The organism is Edwardsiella hoshinae NBRC 105699 = ATCC 33379, assembly GCF_000474215.1.
Taxonomy (GTDB): Bacteria; Pseudomonadota; Gammaproteobacteria; order Enterobacterales; family Enterobacteriaceae; genus Edwardsiella; species Edwardsiella hoshinae.
Window position 1 is genome coordinate 1 of record NZ_BAUC01000035.1, and the last position, 18,693, is coordinate 18,693.

Annotated in this window: 13 protein-coding genes and 1 other RNA gene; 6 read left to right on the forward strand and 8 right to left on the reverse strand. The window is 58.2% G+C overall.

Going from position 1 to position 18,693, the window contains the following annotated elements:
• Positions 1–29: 29 nt before the first annotated feature.
• Together radA and serB are read right to left on the reverse strand one after the other, a co-directional pair.
• Positions 30–1,418 carry a DNA repair protein RadA gene (gene radA, locus EHO01S_RS13985; RefSeq protein WP_024524543.1) on the reverse strand — a complete coding sequence of 463 codons (1,389 nt, stop codon included), beginning with the start codon at positions 1,416–1,418 and terminating at the stop codon, positions 30–32.
• Positions 1,419–1,547: 129 nt separating this feature from the next.
• Positions 1,548–2,525, reverse strand: a complete 978-nt coding sequence (gene serB, locus EHO01S_RS13990; protein WP_024524544.1) for a phosphoserine phosphatase — start codon at positions 2,523–2,525, stop codon at positions 1,548–1,550.
• Between the two features lie 107 nt (positions 2,526–2,632).
• Between serB and EHO01S_RS13995 the strand changes: the two genes are divergently transcribed.
• A complete protein-coding gene (locus tag EHO01S_RS13995) occupies positions 2,633–3,352 on the forward strand; it encodes a YtjB family periplasmic protein (RefSeq protein ID WP_024524545.1) in 720 nt (239 codons plus the stop codon).
• Positions 3,353–3,395: 43 nt separating this feature from the next.
• Here the strand turns inward: EHO01S_RS13995 and rnpB are convergent.
• Positions 3,396–3,774, reverse strand: an RNA gene (gene rnpB, locus EHO01S_RS17960) — RNase P RNA component class A.
• A 19-nt stretch (positions 3,775–3,793) separates the two neighbouring features.
• Complete coding sequence (gene rsmI / locus EHO01S_RS14000; protein ID WP_024524546.1) at positions 3,794–4,669, reverse strand: 16S rRNA (cytidine(1402)-2'-O)-methyltransferase; 876 nt, start codon at positions 4,667–4,669, stop codon at positions 3,794–3,796.
• Between the two features lie 62 nt (positions 4,670–4,731).
• Here rsmI and EHO01S_RS14005 point away from each other — a divergent pair, with 62 nt between their 5' ends.
• From EHO01S_RS14005 to dolP, 4 genes are read left to right on the forward strand one after another with little or no spacing between them, the layout of a single operon-like run.
• On the forward strand, positions 4,732–6,828 hold the full coding sequence (locus EHO01S_RS14005) for a penicillin-binding protein activator (RefSeq protein ID WP_024524547.1): 2,097 nt from the start codon (positions 4,732–4,734) through the stop codon (positions 6,826–6,828).
• Complete coding sequence (locus EHO01S_RS14010) at positions 6,786–7,172, forward strand: YraN family protein (RefSeq protein WP_024524548.1); 387 nt, start codon at positions 6,786–6,788, stop codon at positions 7,170–7,172. The genes EHO01S_RS14005 and EHO01S_RS14010 overlap by 43 nt, the downstream gene beginning before the upstream one ends.
• A gap of 45 nt (positions 7,173–7,217) precedes the next feature.
• A complete protein-coding gene (gene diaA, locus EHO01S_RS14015) occupies positions 7,218–7,808 on the forward strand; it encodes a DnaA initiator-associating protein DiaA (RefSeq protein ID WP_005297367.1) in 591 nt (196 codons plus the stop codon).
• A 10-nt stretch (positions 7,809–7,818) separates the two neighbouring features.
• Positions 7,819–8,409, forward strand: a complete 591-nt coding sequence (dolP, locus tag EHO01S_RS14020; protein ID WP_024524549.1) for a division/outer membrane stress-associated lipid-binding lipoprotein — start codon at positions 7,819–7,821, stop codon at positions 8,407–8,409.
• A 42-nt stretch (positions 8,410–8,451) separates the two neighbouring features.
• Here the strand turns inward: dolP and mtgA are convergent, their stop codons facing one another.
• The 4 genes from mtgA to mnmL all read right to left on the reverse strand — a co-directional run bounded on the left by mtgA (position 8,452) and on the right by mnmL (position 13,531).
• A complete protein-coding gene (gene mtgA, locus EHO01S_RS14025; protein WP_024524550.1) occupies positions 8,452–9,183 on the reverse strand; it encodes a monofunctional biosynthetic peptidoglycan transglycosylase in 732 nt (243 codons plus the stop codon).
• Positions 9,180–9,833 carry an isoprenoid biosynthesis glyoxalase ElbB gene (gene elbB, locus EHO01S_RS14030; protein ID WP_024524551.1) on the reverse strand — a complete coding sequence of 218 codons (654 nt, stop codon included), beginning with the start codon at positions 9,831–9,833 and terminating at the stop codon, positions 9,180–9,182. The genes mtgA and elbB overlap by 4 nt, the downstream gene beginning before the upstream one ends.
• A gap of 385 nt (positions 9,834–10,218) precedes the next feature.
• The gene (gene arcB, locus EHO01S_RS14035) at positions 10,219–12,555 is read right to left on the reverse strand and encodes an aerobic respiration two-component sensor histidine kinase ArcB (protein WP_024524552.1); all 2,337 of its coding nucleotides are present in this window, start codon (positions 12,553–12,555) and stop codon (positions 10,219–10,221) included.
• 73 nt (positions 12,556–12,628) lie between these two features.
• Entirely contained in the window at positions 12,629–13,531 is a 903-nt protein-coding gene (gene mnmL, locus EHO01S_RS14040; RefSeq protein ID WP_024524553.1) for a tRNA modification radical SAM protein MnmL/YtqA, read from the reverse strand.
• A 692-nt stretch (positions 13,532–14,223) separates the two neighbouring features.
• On the opposite strand from mnmL, the gene gltB reads away from it, so the two are divergent.
• The gene (gltB, locus tag EHO01S_RS14045; protein WP_024524554.1) at positions 14,224–18,681 is read left to right on the forward strand and encodes a glutamate synthase large subunit; all 4,458 of its coding nucleotides are present in this window, start codon (positions 14,224–14,226) and stop codon (positions 18,679–18,681) included.
• Positions 18,682–18,693: the final 12 nt, after the last annotated feature.

The following is an 18,693-nucleotide window of genomic DNA, read 5'->3' on the forward strand; positions in this document are numbered from 1 at the left end:
TACGGGAGCCCGTTTTTATGGCGCAATTATCACTCCAAATCTTGCAGGATCGCCAACGCGTCCGCCAGCTTCTTCACCCCGTACACGGTCATATTAGGAATGGCCTTTTTCGGCATATTGGCGTGGGGCACCATCGCCCGACGGAAACCATGTTTCGCCGCCTCAATGATGCGTTCCTGACCGCTCGCCACCGGGCGCACCTCACCGGCCAGCCCTACCTCGCCGAAGATCACCAGATCCTGTGGTAACGGCCGATCACGCAGGCTGGAAACCAGTGACATCAACAACGCCAAATCGGCACTGGTTTCCGCTACTTTCACCCCGCCGACCACATTGACGAACACATCTTGATCGGCCATCTGCAACCCACCGTGACGGTGCAGCACCGCCAACAGGATCGCCAGACGGTTCTGCTCCAACCCCACCGCCACCCGACGCGGGTTAGACATCATCGAGGTATCCACTAACGCCTGGATCTCCACCAGCAAGGGGCGAGTCCCCTCCCAAACCACCATCACCGAGCTACCGGCGGTGATCTCCTCGCCGCGGCTAAGGAAAATGGCCGAGGGGTTGCTGACTTCACGCAGCCCCTGCTCAGTCATGGCGAACACCCCCAACTCATTGACCGCACCGAAGCGGTTCTTATGGCTGCGTAGAGTACGAAAGCGCGAGTCGGCGTCACCATCGAGCAGCACCGAACAATCGATGCAATGCTCCAATACCTTGGGGCCTGCCAGCGAGCCATCCTTGGTCACATGGCCCACCATAATGATCGCCACCCCGCGAGTCTTAGCGAAACGCGTCAGATAAGCCGCCGTTTCACGCACTTGTGCCACGCTACCGGGAGACGACTGAATATCGGCCATATGCATCACCTGGATCGAATCGATCACCATCAGCTTCGGTTGCTCCTGTTCGGCAATCAGGCAGATCTGCTCGATACTGGTCTCCGACAGCATGTTCAACCCCTCGGTCGGTAAACCGAGGCGATGGGCACGCATCGCCACCTGTTGCAGCGACTCCTCACCGGTGACATACAAGGTCTTCATCTGCTGTGCTAGACGGCACAGGGTCTGCAACAGTAGAGTGCTCTTGCCGGCACCGGGGTTACCACCGATCAGAATGGCGCTGCCGGGTACGACCCCACCGCCCAAAACTCGGTCGAACTCGGCGAAGCCGGTGGAAAAACGCGGCAACGCCTCCAGACTGATCTCGGCGAGCTTTTGTACTTTGCTCAGGCCACCAGCATCACCGGCATAACCGGACAGGCGGGCGCCACGCGCCGCCGTCGGTGCCGCCGCTAGCCGTACCTCGCTGATACTGTTCCAGGCTTGACAGGCTGAGCACTGCCCCTGCCAACGCGGGTAGTCCGCCCCACATTCGTTACAAACAAACGCCCGTTTTACCGCCTTCGCCACCACCGTTCTCCTTCTTGATGTTCACACGGCCACGCCCAGTCCCCCTGCTCTCTTCCCGGACAAACTACGCCAACGCCGGCGCTCAGTATAACAGGAAACGAGCGATAACACTGTGAATGCGTACAGCGGTTAACGCTCTTCATGTTTCAGCGTGGCGCTCAACACGCACAACACCCCGATCAGATCGGCATGGCGAATGGCCATCGGTGCGCGCTCATACACACAGGGTTTGGCGTGATAGGCAATGCCCAATCCCGCACGTTGGATCATTTTCAGATCGTTAGCACCATCACCAATGGCGACCGTCTGCGCCAGCGGAATGCCGAGTTGTTGCGCCAGATCGCATAGAGTATCCTCCTTACATTGAGCATCCACGATGCGGCCCTCTAGCCGCCCCGTCAGGCGTCCATTCCGTACCTCTAACCCATTCGCCACCGCCGCATACAGATTCAACCGCTCGCGCAGGTGACTGGCGAAGTAGGTAAAACCACCGGAAGCGATCGCCACATGCCAGTCGAAAGCTTGCAGCTTACGCACTAAGCTGGTCAGCCCCGGCATCAGTGGCAGGCTCTCTCGCACCTGTTGCAGGAGTGTGGCATCCGCCCCCTCTAGCGCCGCGACGCGCTGTCGCAGACTGGCAGCAAAATCCAACTCGCCGCGCATCGCGCGTTCTGTCACCGCAGCGACCTCCCCCCCAACCCCAGCTAGACGCGCGATCTCATCGATACACTCGATGGTGATGGCGGTAGAGTCCATATCCATCACTAACAGTCCGGGGGAGCGCAGATGTGGCAGACGCCCCAGCACCGCCACATCGAAGCCTTGCTCATTGGCGATAAGCGCCGCACGCGGCGGCATATTGCCGGCCAGGCGTACCACTTGATAATCCTCGATGCACCATGCCGCCACCACCACCAACGGCGCGACCAGACGACGTTGAAAGGCATGCAGCGCCGCCTTATCTAAATGACGCCCGTACAACAACCAACCGGTATGCCCGGCACGATAGTCTAACGGCATCACTTCATCGCCACTCAGCGACAGCGGTAAGCCGGGCCAGCGGTAGATCTCCGCCGGTAGATCGCAAAAGGTAAGACAATTGGGCATAACCACTCCTCTCAAACACCATCCATGCGTCAAAACCGAGCCTCACGCTATCCTATCGTTAAGGCTTCTGGCAACATAAAGTCATTACCGCTGTATAGGATCTCTTCATGGTTAAGGCCACACTTCGCTTCCGCCTACACAGAACCGCTATCGTTCTGATATGCTTAGCTTTATTGGTTATTTTACTCCAGGGGGCGTCCTATTTCAGTCTGAGCCATCAACGGGCGAGGCTTGATCAGGTCGGCGAGTTGGCACAAACCCTGGCGCAACAGGTCGCCGCCCGCCTAACGCCGTTTATGAATGATGACTCACCAGACAGCAAGCGCATCGCTCCCATTCTTGAGGGGCTGACTCGTCATAGTCGAATTCTGGACGCCAGCGTCTATACCTTGAACGGCACATTGGTGGCGCAGGCTGGAGAACGCGTCAAGGTGCGTGATCGCTTGGCGCTGGATGGGCAACGAGCCGGTAGCTACTTCAACCATCAGATCGTCCAACCGATCGACGGCCACGATGGCCCGCTCGGTTTCTTACGCTTGACGCTGGATACGCACGTGCTGGCGACCGAATCACAGCAGGTCGATAACACCACTAACCTGCTACGTCTAATGATACTGCTGGCGCTGGCCATCGGCATCATCCTGGCACGTACCCTGCTACAGACTCAACGCAGCCGCTGGCAGCAGTCATCTTATCTGCTCACGGCTAACGCGCCGCTGGAAGAAGAGCACGCACCGACATCCCCGCCGAAGGAGGATGGGACGAGCACCTCGGTGCCGCCAGAGGGAGATAACCCCACCTCCTCTTCCTCCGCCCCGCATCCCTGATCCCATAAAAAGCAAAAACCCCGCCGAAGCGGGGTTTTTAGATGGAGGGAGTTGACCGGTAAGCCGGGTTCTGTCGTGGACAATCATTCGTCTAGGCCAGCAATCGCTCACTGGCTCAAGCAGCCTACCCGGGTTCAGTACGGGCCGTACCTTGTGAACCCCTATTTGGCCTTGCTCCGGGTGGAGTTTACCGTGCCACGGTCTGTTGCCAGCCGCGCGGTGCGCTCTTACCGCACCCTTTCACCCTTACCTGATCCCGCCTTACGGCGGGCCATCGGCGGTTTGCTCTCTGTTGCACTGGTCGTGGGCTCGCGCCCCCCAGGCGTTACCTGGCACCCTGCCCTATGGAGCCCGGACTTTCCTCCCCTGCGCCCGTCTCCTCGAAAGGACGACGACACAGCGGCGATTGTCTGGTCAACTCCGGCGCGGATGATAGGCTATTCAAGCGCCGTTGTCACCTGATTGCTGCGCGAGTGCATATTTATACAGCGCATTCTTCTTCACACCGTGGATCTCTGCCGCCAACGCCGCTGCCTTTTTCAGCGGTAGCTCCGCCTGGAGCAACGCCAATGTGCGCAGTGCCTCGGGCGATAGGGCCTCCTCATCGGCCTGATAACCTTCAACGATCAGCACCATCTCGCCCTTGCGCCGATTCTCATCTTCACGCACCCAGGCCAACAGCTGCGCCACTGGCGCACCGTAAATACTCTCCCAGGTCTTAGTCAGCTCGCGCGCCAGCACCACATACCGCTCACCGCCCAGTTCGCTCACCATATCTTCCAGACTCTCCAGTAGACGATGGGTCGACTCGTAGAAGATCAGCGTGCGCGCCTCCTGTTGCAGAGCTCGTAGACGATCGCGCCGCGCCTTGCTCTTAGCCGGCAAGAAGCCTTCGTAACAGAAACGGTCCGACGCCACCCCTGCCGCACACAACGCGGTGGTCGCGGCGCACGCTCCCGGCAAAGGAACCACACGGATCCCCGCCTCACGGCAACGACGCACCAAATGGTAGCCAGGATCGTTGATTAGCGGCGTACCGGCGTCTGAAACCAAGGCAATACTCTGGCCGGCGCGTAGCTTGTCGAGCAACAGTTCGGCCTTCTGTTGTTCGTTATGGTCATGTAATGCGAAGAAACGCGCATTAATGGCAAAATGTTGTAACAGCATTCCCGTATGACGGGTATCCTCAGCCGCTATCAAATCGACCGCTTTCAGCGTCGCCAACGCCCGCTGGGTAATGTCCCCAAGGTTACCGATCGGCGTCGGTACCACATACAGCGTCGCCGCAGAAATGGCAGCATGATCGTTTTGATTCATTGTTTCATCCGGTTTGTCGATTTAATATTGAGCATTCTGAAAAAAAATTCACTGGGTACAGTATGCTTTCCTCAATCACTGTCCGCACCAAGTCCGGACGCCTCATCCCGCTGGTTCTGGCCGCCATGTTATTGGCCGCCTGCGCCGGGCGCGAATCCACCACGCCGCCCGCCGCCATTCAGAGCGAAGCAACCGCATCCGCCGCCTATTATTTGCAGCAGATGAAGCAAAGTAGCGATGATAGCAAGGCTGATTGGCAATTACTTGCCATTCGTGCATTGCTGCGCGAAGGAAAGCTGCCCTTGGCGGCCAAACTGTACGGCCAACTGCCGCAACAGCTGAGTGCGGCGCAGCAACAGGAACACCTGTTGGTGGGCGCCGAGTTAGCGCTTGCCCGCCATGCACCACAGCAGGCCGCTGTACTGCTCGCCAAGTTGGATGCCACCCAGCTCGCCCCGGCGCAGCAACAGCGTTACTATCAAGCGCTGATCGCCACGCCAGCAGGTAAAAACACGCTGGCGCAGCTCCGCGCCTACATCGCGCTACAACCGCTACTGACGCAAGATGCGCAGCGTAAGGCCAACATCGACGCCACCTGGGCTGCGCTAAGCGGACTCAGCCAGGCCGATCTCAACGGTATGGTGATCAACGCCAATGAGGATGTACTCCGTGGCTGGCTAGATCTACTGCGTCTGTACCAGGATAACCGCCAGGATCCGGCCTTACTCAAAGCGGCAATCAAGGACTGGCAGACACGTTATCCCAACAATCCGGCGGCGACACTGCTGCCTTCTGCCCTGGATAATATCCTACACCTGCAAGCTGCCTCCACCGCTAACATCGCTTTGCTATTGCCGCTAAATGGCCAGGCGAAGGCCTTCTCCGACGCCATCGAAGCTGGCTTCAACGCGGCCAAGAATGGCGCCTTCAGCCAAGGTGCCACGGCAGACGCGACGGCTTCAGTAAACGCGGCAACGAACACGACGCCGACAGCACCAGCCGTAAGTACAGGCAACACGCCAGCGGAGACGGATGTTAACGCCGGCGGTGCCGTCAGCCCCAGCGCTCAGAACGGCGCAAGCGCCGCGGCAAGCACCGCAGCGGCACCGGGCGACGCCAGCGCATCGACGCCGCCGCAACTGGATGCGGCGGGCGATCCCATCGCCCCAAGCGTCAGCCCCGGCAACCCCGCAGCCCATATTCAGGTGTATGACACCAGCGCCACGCCCTTGTCGGCGCTATTGACCCAGGCGCAACAAGGTGGCGCGAGTTTGGTCGTCGGTCCGCTGCTAAAAAACAACGTCGAGCAACTCGCTAGTCTCGCTACGCCGCTGAATATTCTGGCGCTCAACCAGCCGGAAAAAGTACAAAACCAGCCCAATATTTGTTACTTCGCTCTATCTCCAGAGGATGAGGCGCGCGATGCCGCACACCACATCTGGGAACAGGGTAAACGCACGCCGCTACTGCTGATCCCACGCAGTCCGCTGGGTGATCGCGTCGCGAAAGCCTTCGCCAGCGAGTGGCAATCCCTGGGCGGCGGTACGGTATTGCAACAAACCTTCGGCTCCAGCGCTGAACTGCGCAGCACCATCAACGGAGGAACGGGCATCCGTCTGAGCGGACAACCAGTCATGGTCGCCCCCGCTCAGCCGGCATCAGTCACCATCGCCGGCCTGACTATCCCGGCGCCGGTGCAGCCTCCCGCCACGAGTGGCGGTAATGTGGATGCCGTTTACATCATCGCCACCCCGGCCGAGCTGACGCTGATCAAACCGATGATCGATCTGGCCAACGGGACCCATAACGGGGTCGGGTTGTATGCCAGCTCACGCAGCTATCAGGCGGGCGCCGGTCCGGACTTCCGCCTAGAGATGGAGGGCGTGCAGTTTAGCGACATCCCATTACTGGCTGGCAGCGCCCCCGCCATTCTGCAACAGGCTCCGGCTCAGTATCGTAACGACTATTCGTTGATGCGCCTGTATGCCATGGGAGCCGATGCTTGGACTTTGGCGAACCACTTTACCCAAATGCGCCAGATCCCCGGCTTCCAAGTCAAGGGCGCGACCGGGGTGCTCAGCGCCAACGCGGACTGCGTCATTCAGCGAAAACTGCCATGGCTACAGTACCAACAGGGCAGCATTGTCCCAGTACAGTAAGCTCGCAACAGATCGGCGCGCAGTATGAGCAACAGGCGCGCCGTTATCTGGAGCATGCCGGACTGCGTTTTCACGCCGCCAATGTGCGTTTACCCGGCGGCGAGATCGATCTGATCATGCGCGACGGCACTACCTGGGTGTTTGTCGAGGTGCGCTATCGCCGCTCCGAGCGCTATGGCGGCGCGGCGGCCAGCATCGATAGCGGTAAACGACGACGCTTGTTACGTACTGCCGCTCGCTGGCTGGCGGCACAAAATCAGAGCCTAGAAACGGCTGACTGCCGTTTTGACGTTTTGGCAATCACCGGCGGGCGGTTACAATGGCTGCCTAATGCATTTGTCTGAAGCGCGCTTGCTTTTCAGGCTTTTCTGAATCAATGGATACTTACCGTGCTGGAAAGAATCAAAGGCTGTTTTACTGAAAGCATTCAAACTCAAATTGCCGCCGCCGAGGCCCTGCCTGATGCCATCTCCCGCGCGGCAATGACCTTGGTACAGTCGCTACTCAACGGTAATAAAATTCTGTGCTGCGGTAATGGTGCTTCCGGCGCCAATGCCCAACATTTTGCCGCCACGCTGATCAATCGCTTTGAAACCGAGCGTCCTAGCCTACCCGCGATCGCACTTAATGCCGATAGCGTGGTCTTAACCGCGATAGGCAATGATCGTCTGCATGACGAAATCTACGCCAAACAGGTGCGAGCCCTCGGACACGCCGGTGACGTCCTGTTGGCTATCTCAACCCGCGGCAATAGCCGTGATATCGTGAAGGCGGTCGAAGCGGCGGTAACGCGCGATATGACCATTGTGGCACTGACTGGCTACGACGGCGGTGAGTTGGCCGGACTGCTAGGGCAGCAGGATGTAGAAATCCGCATCCCCTCCCATCGCAGTACCCGGATCCAAGAGATGCACATGCTGACCGTCAATTGCCTGTGTGATTTAATCGATAACACTCTGTTCCCTCATCAGGCTGACTGAAGGAGTCGTCATGACGATGCGTTTTCCCTTAACCCGATGTTTCCCCCTGCTGCTGGTGCTGAGCGCGCTGCTGTTGCAAGGCTGTGTTGCCGCCGTGATCGGTAGCGCCACCATGGCGACCCAAGCAGCCAGCGATCCGCGTAGTGTGGGCACTCAGGTCGACGATGGCACGCTCGAAGCGCGTATCTCCAATGCCTTGAGCAAAGATGCGCAACTGAAGAAAGAAGCGCGGGTAGTGGTCACGGCCTATCAAGGCCAGGTCTTACTGACCGGACAGGCCCCAAGCCAAGAACTGATCAACCGTGCTAAGCAGATCGCCATGGGCGTCGAAGGCACCAAGGCCGTCTACAACGAGATCCGGCGGGGGAATCCTGTTAGCCTAGGCACCGCCTCGGCTGATGCCTGGATCACCACCAAGGTGCGCTCTCAGTTACTCGCCAGCGATCAGGTAAAATCGACCAACGTGAAGGTGACCACCGAGAATGGTGAAGTCTTCCTGTTAGGGTTGGTCACACCGAAAGAGGGACAGGCGGCGGCGCAAATCGCCAGCCGCGTTAGCGGCGTGAAACACGTCACTACCGCCTTCACATTGTTGAAGTAACCCTCGCGTCACCTCCCCTTATTGGCGGGGAGGTGACGATATCTACAAATCATAGCGCCGCAAGAAGGCCTCTCCCCCCAATTGACGCATTTGACGCAAGATCCAGCGTTGACGCTGCCAGACATAACCTGAGGGTGCCTGGACGTGAAAACGATGCGGATTGGGCAGTACCGCCGCCAACAGCGCAGCCTCACTGGCCGTCAAGCGGCTAGCCGGTTTATGGAAGTAATGCTGGGCCGCCGCCTCCACCCCGAAGATACCCGGACCGAACTCGACAATATTCAGATAGACGGTCAGAATACGGCGCTTGCTCCACAGCAGCTCCTCACTTAACGTGAGCACGGCCTCCAATCCTTTGCGTAACCAGCTACGTCCATCCCACAGCAGCAGATTCTTCACCGTTTGTTGAGAAAGTGTCGAGGCACCACGCAATGGTCGATCGCCCTCAGTGGCACGATCCAGCACCTGTTCGATAGCGCTCAGATCGAATCCCCAGTGTTGTGGGAATTTCTGATCTTCAGCGGCAATCACCGCCAATGCCATTTCAGGTGAGATCGCCGAAAGTGGCCGCCAACGCTGATGGGCGACATAACTAAAATCGCCATCCAACCAGGCAGCAACCTGGCGTTGTATCATCACCGTCGAGTAGGGCACTGGCAGGATGGCAAACAACAACAAAGCCGCGAGCCACATCCCCAGCAGCGCAACGCACAGTCGTCCGCACCAATGTCGTACGCCTCGTCCGATGCGACGCAGCGCTGCTGTTTTTCTCATCGCATCATTTCCAACACCTGTGCGACCAGCTTGTCGATCCCTTGTGCCGCTTCGGCGATCGAGCCAGCCAACATATAGGCCGGGGTAGTAACTACGCGCTGCGCAGCATCCACGACAATCTCATCCACCGGACAGGCAACATGCTGGCCGCCCATTGCCTCGATGGCGGCGACGGTTCCCGCATCATTGCCGATGGTTACCCGCACCGGCTCGCCCAACAATTTGGGCAACAGCGCCGGCGCAATACAAATGAAACCCAACGGCTTACCGGCCTGGTGTAACTGCTTGACCAAGCGTTGCAGATCGCTATCAACCCAACATTCCGCCCCTTCGCTTGCCAAACTACTCAGGTTCTTCGCTGCACCAAATCCGCCTGGGACGATTAAGGCATCCAGTTGGCTGGCATCCGCTTGATCCAAGGGCTGTACCTCGCCTCTGGCGATACGTGCCGCTTCGACCAATATGTTACGTTGCTCGGCAACCGCCTCGCCGCGCCGGTGATCGATCACCTGCGCCTGTTCCCGATCCGGCGCCAAACATACCGCCTGAACGCCAGCGCGGGAGAGCGCCAACAGCGTCAACACCGCCTCATGAATCTCGCTGCCATCGAACACCCCGCAGCCACTGAGCACTACGCCAACTCGTTTCATTGCTTCTCCTCACTCATTGATTACCTACGTTAGCCGCGATACCGCCCCGCACGGGGTGTCGCATCATTAGCATTAACGCTGATTAACTATTCGATTTTCTTTACCTTTTTAGCACCACGTTACGCCATCAATCCCACTAGTAACGAATTCTAATTAAGTCAATATATTGGCGGTTTGTATTGGTAAAAAACAAAATGCATCACACATTTAAATGAATGAACTAACATTCATCATCTAGTTATTGGTATGTTGACAATGTTGTGCGTCGAACCGAATCGTTCTAGTTACGCAAACCTTTTCTTGATAATTTCTCTCATCAACTATGCGTAGCTAGCCAGTTTCCCTGGTGTTGGCGCAGTCGTTGCGCACCCCGACTCCGTCGGGGTCATTTTTTTACCGCTTGCTCGACCCACTCTCGTAACGCTTGCACATCGTGGCGCCACTCCTGCTTCAGCTCTTCGATCCACTCCTGCACGTTGTCCCACCAAGCAGGCAAAGTAGGCGTCTGGATCTGTTGCGCCAACTGTTGCAGATGGCGCAATCCCACCGAACCGGCGGCGCCTTTGATCTTATGCCCTTCCTCGGTGATCCCTTTCTGATCGCGGGCAGTCATATTGGACTCCAACACCGAAAGGTAACCCGGCATCATCTTCTCGAAGACCGCCAAGCTCTGCGTGATCAATTGCGGCCCGACCAGCTCGAGATACTGTTGCAGCATCTCGGTGTCTAACAACTCACGCGCGTCGTGTACGGCCACGCCCACAGCAGTGGATGGTGCCGCCGGCGCACCGTCCCAGAAACGGCGGATCACCGCCGTTAACGCCGGGACGGCCAGCGGCTTGCTCAGCACGTCATCCATGCCGGCATCCAGATACTCTTTTTTATCTTTCAATACATTCGCCGTCAGTGCCACCAGCGGAGGCAAAGCGGCCTTACCATAGCGTTGGCACAGGGTACGGGCGATATCCAGGCCAGTCATATCCGGCAATTGAATATCCAACAACACCAAGTCGTACTCCTGCGGATCAAACATGGAGAGCGCCTCGGCACCACTCATCGCCACCTCCACGCTATTCCCCATCTTCTCCAGTACCGAACGCGCTACGATGACGTTCAACTCGATGTCTTCGACCAGCAGGACGTGTAATGCTGGCAACGGCATCTCTTCGTCGGCATGCGGTTCACTCAGCGCCTCCTCGACCAACGGTGCCCGGATGCTGAGGGTAAAACAGGCGCCTTTGCCCGCCTCGCTGTGAACAACGATATCGCCCCCCATCGCTTGGGCCAGGCGTTTGGAGACGGCCAGACCGATACCGGTTCCCGTAGCGGGCTTACCGCCGTTCCTATCCTTCACCTGATAATACATGGCGAAGATCTTGTCCTGTTCATCGCGTGGAATGCCGATACCGGTATCGCGAACCTCGAAGAGCAGCTTATCCGATGGCTCACGCCAGACGCGTACACTGACCCCACCTTGTTGCGTGAACTTTACGGCGTTACCGATCAGATTCCACAGGATCTGACGCAAACGCGTCCCATCCGCCATAATTTTATGCGGCAAGCCAGCCTCGGGAGCCAGCGTAAAACTCAATCCCTTCGGTTGTACCAGCAAGCCGGAGAGATTCTCCAGATCCGTCAGAAAGCCGGTAAAGTCGATCTCCTGATTGTCCAACTGGACCTTACGGCGCTCAAGCTTATCCATCTCTATGATATCGTTAAATATATTACCAAGAGTGATGGCGCTGACGTGGATAGTTTTCAGGTACTTCAACTGTTCATCATTCAGCTCGGTATCCAAAAGGATACGGCTGAGGCCGACAATACCGTTGAGCGGAGTACGTAACTCATGACTAATGGTCGAGATGAAAGTGGTCTTATCGCGGCTCGCGTTCTCCAATGCATCCTGGTAGCGTTTACGCTCGGTGATGTCGCGCCCAAAGCCCATCAGGCCATGGCGTTTACCCACGCGATCGTAGAACGGCACCTTCCGCAACTCGAAGCAAGCCTTACGCCCATCGGGATAGACCAGCCACTGTTCATAGGTCAGCGAGACGTTGTGGCGGAATACCTTCTCATCCGTCTCGATCACTTTCTGGGCGATATCCGCATCGTAGACATCGCGCGGCGTCAGGCCGATAAGCTGTTTCTCGCTCTTGCCGGTTAATAATTCCATCGCACGGTTGCAGCCAGAAAATTCACCGTTCTCATTGCGGTAATACACCAGATCCGGGGAGGCGTCGAGGAAAGAGCGTAGCAGCGCAGATTGTTGCTCCAGCTCGACCTGAGCCAGCTCTCGCTGATCGATCTCGTGCTGGAGGGTATCCAGCACCTGCAAGCGTGCTTCCTCGGCCTTGACGCGGTCGGCGATCTCTTGATTGAGTTGGGTGATATTGTCTTTAAGTTGCTGGTTGAGCTGCAAGTCACGATGGCGCATCTCCTCGAGTTTATTGACCAGCTTACTCAGACGCTGGCGTGACTCTTCCAACTGTTCGACCACCACCGATAGAAAGTACACGGCCCAGGGCGTGATCAGCAGTCCAAAGAACACCGAGCGCACCACGTCGATGCTGTCCACCTGACCACGCAACAACATAGTCACGGCTAACTGCACCACCATCGCGAGCAAGACTAACGCCAACGCAAGTAGGATGGAGAAGCGCACCAGCCCAAGTTTTACCATTAAATCAACGTAATACTGGGCTAATACCCGAATTTGTTTCATCTTGCACTCCCCGGCCGTTTTCCCTGAACCATCATACCGTAAAATCGCCGCTAACCGCTTGGGCACGGCGCAGTTAGCATGCCGACGCCTGCCCGCCATGACGCAACAGATAGTCGTTGATCGCCACCATGCCAGTCCAACGATTCTCGCACCATTGTGGGGCCAGTAGCGTCGGACGGCGCGCGCTGGCGGAAATACGATGGTAGATCACCGCAGGAGGCGTGTGACGGATCATCTCGGCGGCCGTCTGTACATACTGCTCTAGGGTCAATGCCGGCAGACGCCCGGCCTGCCAAGCCTTGGCCATCACGCTACCGCTGACGATGTGCAACGGGTGCAACTTGATACCGTCGACGCCCGTCTCGACCACCCGTTGCAGCGTCTCTAGACAATCCGAGTGGCTCTCCCCGGGTAAACCGACGATCAGATGGCTACAGACTTTCAATCCACGCGCCCGGGCGGCGCGCGTGGTGCGCTGGTAACAAGCAAAATCATGCCCGCGGTTGATGCGGTGCAGGGTACGATCGTGGGCACTCTGTAGTCCCAGCTCCAACCAGACCTCATACCCCTGCTCACGGTATTCCGCCAGCAGATCGAGCACACTCTCCGGTACGCAATCAGGGCGCGTTCCCACGCACAACCCCACCATATCCGCCTGTCGGAGCGCCTCTTGGTACATTTCACGCAGCACGCAAACCTCAGCATAGGTACTGGTATAGGCTTGAAAATAGGCCAGATAACGCCGGGCACGGTTCACCTTACGCGCCTGCGCCGCCAGCTGTTCGGCAATGCTACGCTGTTGCATCTGCTCGTCGGCAAAGGAGGCGACATTGCAAAAGGTGCATCCCCCGCGACCGAGAGTTCCGTCACGGTTGGGACAACTAAAGCCGCCGTGCAAGGTCAGTTTATGGATTTTTTCACCATAACGGCGCTGCAAATCCGCGCCGAACATATTAACTAATTGCTGCAACTGCATAATCGACTACACGCCCCATCTAACCCGCCGGCAAAGTGCGCCATTATACGCCGAGCCGTCCTGTTACGCGCCCCTGGCGTGCCTCTGCGGCGCGCGTCCCCGGAGAACGGCGCAGAGATGCCATAAGAACATGACTACTTATGCAATGATAAAACCATCAATCCCTGACCACAAAATGACCGTGGCGGTGGAATATTTCAACAGACTAAAAACAAAATTAACCATCACCATTACATTAATTTTTGAAATTTTAATCCGATAAAAAAGAAGTTATTAGCATGAGACAGCATAATGAGAGGGGTTTTATAGTGACCAATGGTTAATCATTACGTCAGTGATCGTGTGGGCTCATCGTGCGCGCAGATCCTATTTTTATTTTAAAATCAATGCAATGACTCAAAAAACGCCACATGAAACTGTGATAGACCCCTCATTTGACCTGAGAAATCTTTCCCGATAAGTTGAAAAGCCGCCGGAAATAAAATCAATAACCATCCGTGCGGCACAACATCACATCACAGTCATCCAGTTATTTATGTCCCCCGCGTAACGAGTGACAGCTTGCTTGTGAATACCGATGCAAGCGGCTGCCCGGCGGGCGGATCTCCCGTGCCAGTTGACGGGGGCTCTGCCCGCCAGCGGTTGCCGCGCTCAGCGGCGGGGTACGCAGAGCTTGGGGAGGTTCACTGAATATGTTGTACGATGCATCCCACGAAAGGGACAACTGCGGCTTCGGCTTGATTGCCCATATCGAAGGCGAGCCGAGTCATAAGGTCGTGCGTACCGCCATCCACGCCCTGGCCCGCATGCAACACCGCGGCGCGATCCTGGCCGACGGCAAAACCGGCGATGGTTGCGGGCTGTTATTGCAGAAGCCTGACCGTTTCCTGCGCATGGTCGCAGAGGAGCGGGGCTGGCGCTTGGCGAAGAACTACGCCGTCGGCATGTTGTTCCTCAGTCGCGATAACGAACAGGCACGCGACGCGCAGCGCATCGTCGAAGAGGAGTTACAGAACGAAACCCTGTCCATCGTTGGTTGGCGTGAAGTGCCGGTTAACCAAGAGGTCCTCGGCGAGATCGCCCTCTCTTCGATGCCACGCATCGAACAAATCTTCATTAACGCGCCAGCCGGATGGCGTCCACGCGATCTGGAGCGACGTCTGTTTGTCGCCCGGCGGCGTATCGAAAAGCGTATCCATCATCCCGACTTCTACATCTGTAGCCTCTCTAACCTGGTGACCATCTACAAGGGTCTATGTATGCCGGCCGATCTGCCACGCTTCTACCCTGATCTGGCCGATCTGCGTATGGAGTCGGCTATTTGCCTGTTCCACCAACGCTTCTCGACCAATACCGTACCACGCTGGCCACTAGCACAGCCATTTCGCTACCTTGCTCACAACGGCGAGATCAACACCATCACCGGTAACCGACAATGGGCGCGAGCGCGCACCTATAAGTTCAAGACGCCGCTGATCCCCGATCTGCACGATGCCGCGCCTTTCGTCAACGAGAGTGGCTCCGATTCCAGCTCGCTGGACAACATGCTGGAGCTGCTGCTTAGTGGTGGGATGGACATCGTGCGCGCCATGCGTCTGCTGGTACCGCCTGCCTGGCAGAACAACCCCGACATGGATCCCGATCTACGCGCCTTCTTCGACTTCAACTCGATGCACATGGAGCCATGGGATGGGCCGGCGGGCATCGTAATGTCCGACGGGCGCTTCGCCGCCTGTAACCTGGATCGCAATGGCCTGCGCCCGGCGCGCTATGTGATCACCAAAGATAAGCTGATCACCTGCGCCTCGGAGGTCGGGATCTGGGAATACCAACCCGACGAGGTGGTCGAGAAGGGACGCGTCGGCCCCGGTGAATTAATGGTGATCGACACCCGCTCCGGCCACATTCTCCATTCGCAGGAGACCGATGACGATCTGAAGAGCCGCCACCCCTATCGCGAGTGGATGGAGAAGAACGTACGCCGCCTGATCCCCTTCGAGGATCTGCCTGACGATCAAGTCGGTAGTCGCACCCTGGATGACCGCACGCTGCTTAGCTACCAGAAACAGTTTGCCTACAGCCGCGAAGAGATCGAGCAGATCGTGCAGGTTCTGGGGGAGAATGGCCAAGAGGCCACTGGCTCGATGGGCGATGACACGCCGTTCGCCGTGCTCTCCAGCCGGCCACGCCTGATCTATGACTATTTCCGCCAACAGTTCGCCCAGGTAACCAACCCGCCTATCGATCCGCTGCGTGAGGCGCACGTCATGTCGCTCTCCACCAGCATCGGGCGCGAAATGAACGTCTTCTGCGAGGCGGAAGGCCAGGCGCACCGCTTAAACTTCAAGTCGCCGGTGCTGCTCTACTCCGACTTCGTGCAGTTGACCGGACAAGATGAGGAGTACTATCGCGCCGAAACACTCGACATCACCTTCGATCCGCAACAGCGCGATCTACGCCAAGCCATCGCTGAACTGTGCGACGAGGCCGAGCGCCGGGTACGCCAGGGCGCCGTCATGCTGGTGCTCTCCGATCGCGCCATCGGCATACAGCGCCTGCCGATCCCTGCCCCGATGGCCGTCGGTGCCGTGCAGCAGCGACTGGTGGAGCAGAACCTGCGTTGCGATGCCAACATCATCGTCGAAACGGCCAGCGCTCGCGACCCGCACCATTTCGCCGTGTTGCTCGGCTTCGGCGCCACCGCCATTTATCCCTATCTGGCCTATGAAACGCTGGCCAAACTGGTGGATAGCGGTGCCATCACCCGCAGCTACCGCCAGGTGATGCTCAATTACCGTAACGGGATCAACAAGGGGCTGTACAAGATCATGTCCAAGATGGGCATCTCGACGGTGGCCTCTTACCGCTGCTCCAAGCTGTTCGAAGCCGTCGGGCTGCACACCGAGATCTGCGCGCTCTGCTTCCCCGGTGTCGTCAGTCGCATCGGCGGTGCCAACTTCAGCGACTTCCAACAAGATCTACACAACCTGGCGCGCCGTGCCTGGCTCGCCCGCCAGCCTTTGGAACAGGGCGGCTTGTTGAAATATGTGCATGACGGTGAATATCACGCCTATAACCCAGATGTAGTACGCGCTCTACAACAGGCGGTCAACAGCGGCGAATACCATGACTATCAGCGTTATGCAGAGTTGGTCAACCACCGCCCGGTGACCACGCTACGCGATCTACTGGCACTGCGTCCCGCGTCGCAACCGCTCGATCTGGAGCAAGTCGAGCCAGAGAGAGAGCTATTCCAGCGTTTCGACACCGCAGCCATGTCCATCGGAGCCCTGAGTCCCGAGGCGCACGAGGCGCTAGCCCAGGCGATGAACGGCTTGGGGGGCTTCTCTAACTCTGGCGAAGGCGGCGAAGATCCGGCCCGTTATCGTACCGATAAAGTCTCGCGCATCAAGCAGGTTGCCTCTGGACGCTTCGGCGTTACCCCGGCCTACCTGGTCAATGCCGACGTGATCCAGATTAAGGTGGCGCAAGGGGCTAAGCCAGGTGAAGGTGGTCAGTTGCCGGGCGATAAGGTGACGCCCTACATCGCTAAGCTGCGCTACTCGGTGCCTGGCGTCACCCTGATCTCGCCCCCGCCACATCACGACATCTACTCCATCGAGGATCTGGCACAGTTGATCTTCGATCTTAAACAGGTTAACCCGCGCGCGCTAATCTCCGTCAAGCTGGTCTCCGAGCCGGGCGTCGGTACCATCGCGACCGGGGTTGCCAAGGCCTATGCCGACCTGATCACGATTGCCGGCTACGATGGAGGCACGGGGGCCAGCCCACTCTCCTCGGTGAAACATGCTGGTTGTCCCTGGGAACTGGGGCTGGTAGAAACGCAACAGGCGCTGGTCGCGAACGGGTTACGCCATAAGATCCGTCTCCAGGTGGACGGAGGACTGAAGAGCGGCGTCGACATCGTTAAAGCAGCGATCCTTGGGGCGGAGAGCTTCGGGTTCGGTACCGGACCGATGGTCGCCCTGGGCTGCAAGTACCTGCGTATCTGCCACCTTAATAACTGTGCGACCGGCGTCGCGACCCAAGATGAGAAGCTACGCCGCGACCACTTCCATGGCCTGCCGTTACGCGTCAGCCACTACTTCCACTTTATCGCCCGCGAAACCCGCGAGCTGATGGCGCAACTTGGGGTTCGTCGCCTCGTGGATCTGATCGGGCGTACCGATCTGCTGACCACACTGGACGGGATCACTGCCAAGCAGCAACGCCTGGATCTGGCACCGCTACTGGAAACCGCCACGCCCCATCCGGGCAAGGCGCTGTACTGCACCGAGGGAAACCCACCCTTCGACGCGGGAGTGCTCAACCAGAATCTGCTGGCCCAATTACACCAAAACATCGCCAACCGCCAAGGACGTACGCTGTTCTGCGACATTCATAATACCGACCGCTCGGTCGGTGCCTCGCTCTCCGGTACCATCGCCGAGCGTTACGGCGAGCAAGGGATGGCCAGCGCACCACTGAAGCTGCAATTTAACGGTACCGCCGGCCAGAGCTTTGGCGTGTGGAACGCCGCCGGTGTCGAACTGACGTTAACCGGTGACGCTAACGACTATGTCGGCAAGGGAATGGCCGGCGGGCGTATCGTCGTCCGGCCGCCCGTCGGCTCTGCTTTCCGCAGCCATGAAGCCAGTATCATCGGCAACACCTGTCTATATGGTGCCACCGGCGGGAAGCTGTTTGCCGCCGGGCGCGCCGGCGAGCGTTTTGCTGTGCGTAACTCCGGCGCGCTGACAGTGGTCGAAGGAATCGGGGATAACGGCTGCGAATATATGACCGGCGGCATCGTCTGCATCCTTGGACGCACAGGCATCAACTTCGGAGCCGGAATGACCGGAGGTTTCGCCTATGTCCTCGACGAGGACGGTGAGTTCCGTCAACGCGTCAACGCGGAACTGGTCGAGGTGTTGGATATGACAGATCTGGCGATCCACGAGGAGCACCTGCGCGGCATGATCACCGAACACGTCCGCCTGACCGGCTCTGGACGCGGCGAAACGATTCTGGCCGACTGGCCGCATTGGGCCACGCATTTCGTGCTGGTCAAACCCAAGTCTAGCGACGTGAAAGCGCTGCTAGGACACCGTAGCCGCTCCGCAGCCGAGCTGCGTGTACAGGCCCAATAAGGAGGCGGAGAC

Bases quoted from the DNA above. Each gene is read 5' to 3' on its own strand.
- serB (WP_024524544.1), bottom strand. From the start codon at position 2,525: ATGCCCAATTGTCTTACCTTTTGCGATCTACCGGCGGAGATCTACCGC.
- EHO01S_RS13995 (WP_024524545.1), top strand. From the start codon at position 2,633: ATGGTTAAGGCCACACTTCGCTTCCGCCTACACAGAACCGCTATCGTT.
- rsmI (WP_024524546.1), bottom strand. From the start codon at position 4,669: ATGAATCAAAACGATCATGCTGCCATTTCTGCGGCGACGCTGTATGTG.
- EHO01S_RS14005 (WP_024524547.1), top strand. From the start codon at position 4,732: ATGCTTTCCTCAATCACTGTCCGCACCAAGTCCGGACGCCTCATCCCG.
- EHO01S_RS14010 (WP_024524548.1), top strand. From the start codon at position 6,786: ATGGCTACAGTACCAACAGGGCAGCATTGTCCCAGTACAGTAAGCTCG.
- dolP (WP_024524549.1), top strand. From the start codon at position 7,819: ATGACGATGCGTTTTCCCTTAACCCGATGTTTCCCCCTGCTGCTGGTG.
- mtgA (WP_024524550.1), bottom strand. From the start codon at position 9,183: ATGAGAAAAACAGCAGCGCTGCGTCGCATCGGACGAGGCGTACGACAT.
- elbB (WP_024524551.1), bottom strand. From the start codon at position 9,833: ATGAAACGAGTTGGCGTAGTGCTCAGTGGCTGCGGGGTGTTCGATGGC.
- arcB (WP_024524552.1), bottom strand. From the start codon at position 12,555: ATGAAACAAATTCGGGTATTAGCCCAGTATTACGTTGATTTAATGGTA.
- mnmL (WP_024524553.1), bottom strand. From the start codon at position 13,531: ATGCAGTTGCAGCAATTAGTTAATATGTTCGGCGCGGATTTGCAGCGC.
- gltB (WP_024524554.1), top strand. From the start codon at position 14,224: ATGTTGTACGATGCATCCCACGAAAGGGACAACTGCGGCTTCGGCTTG.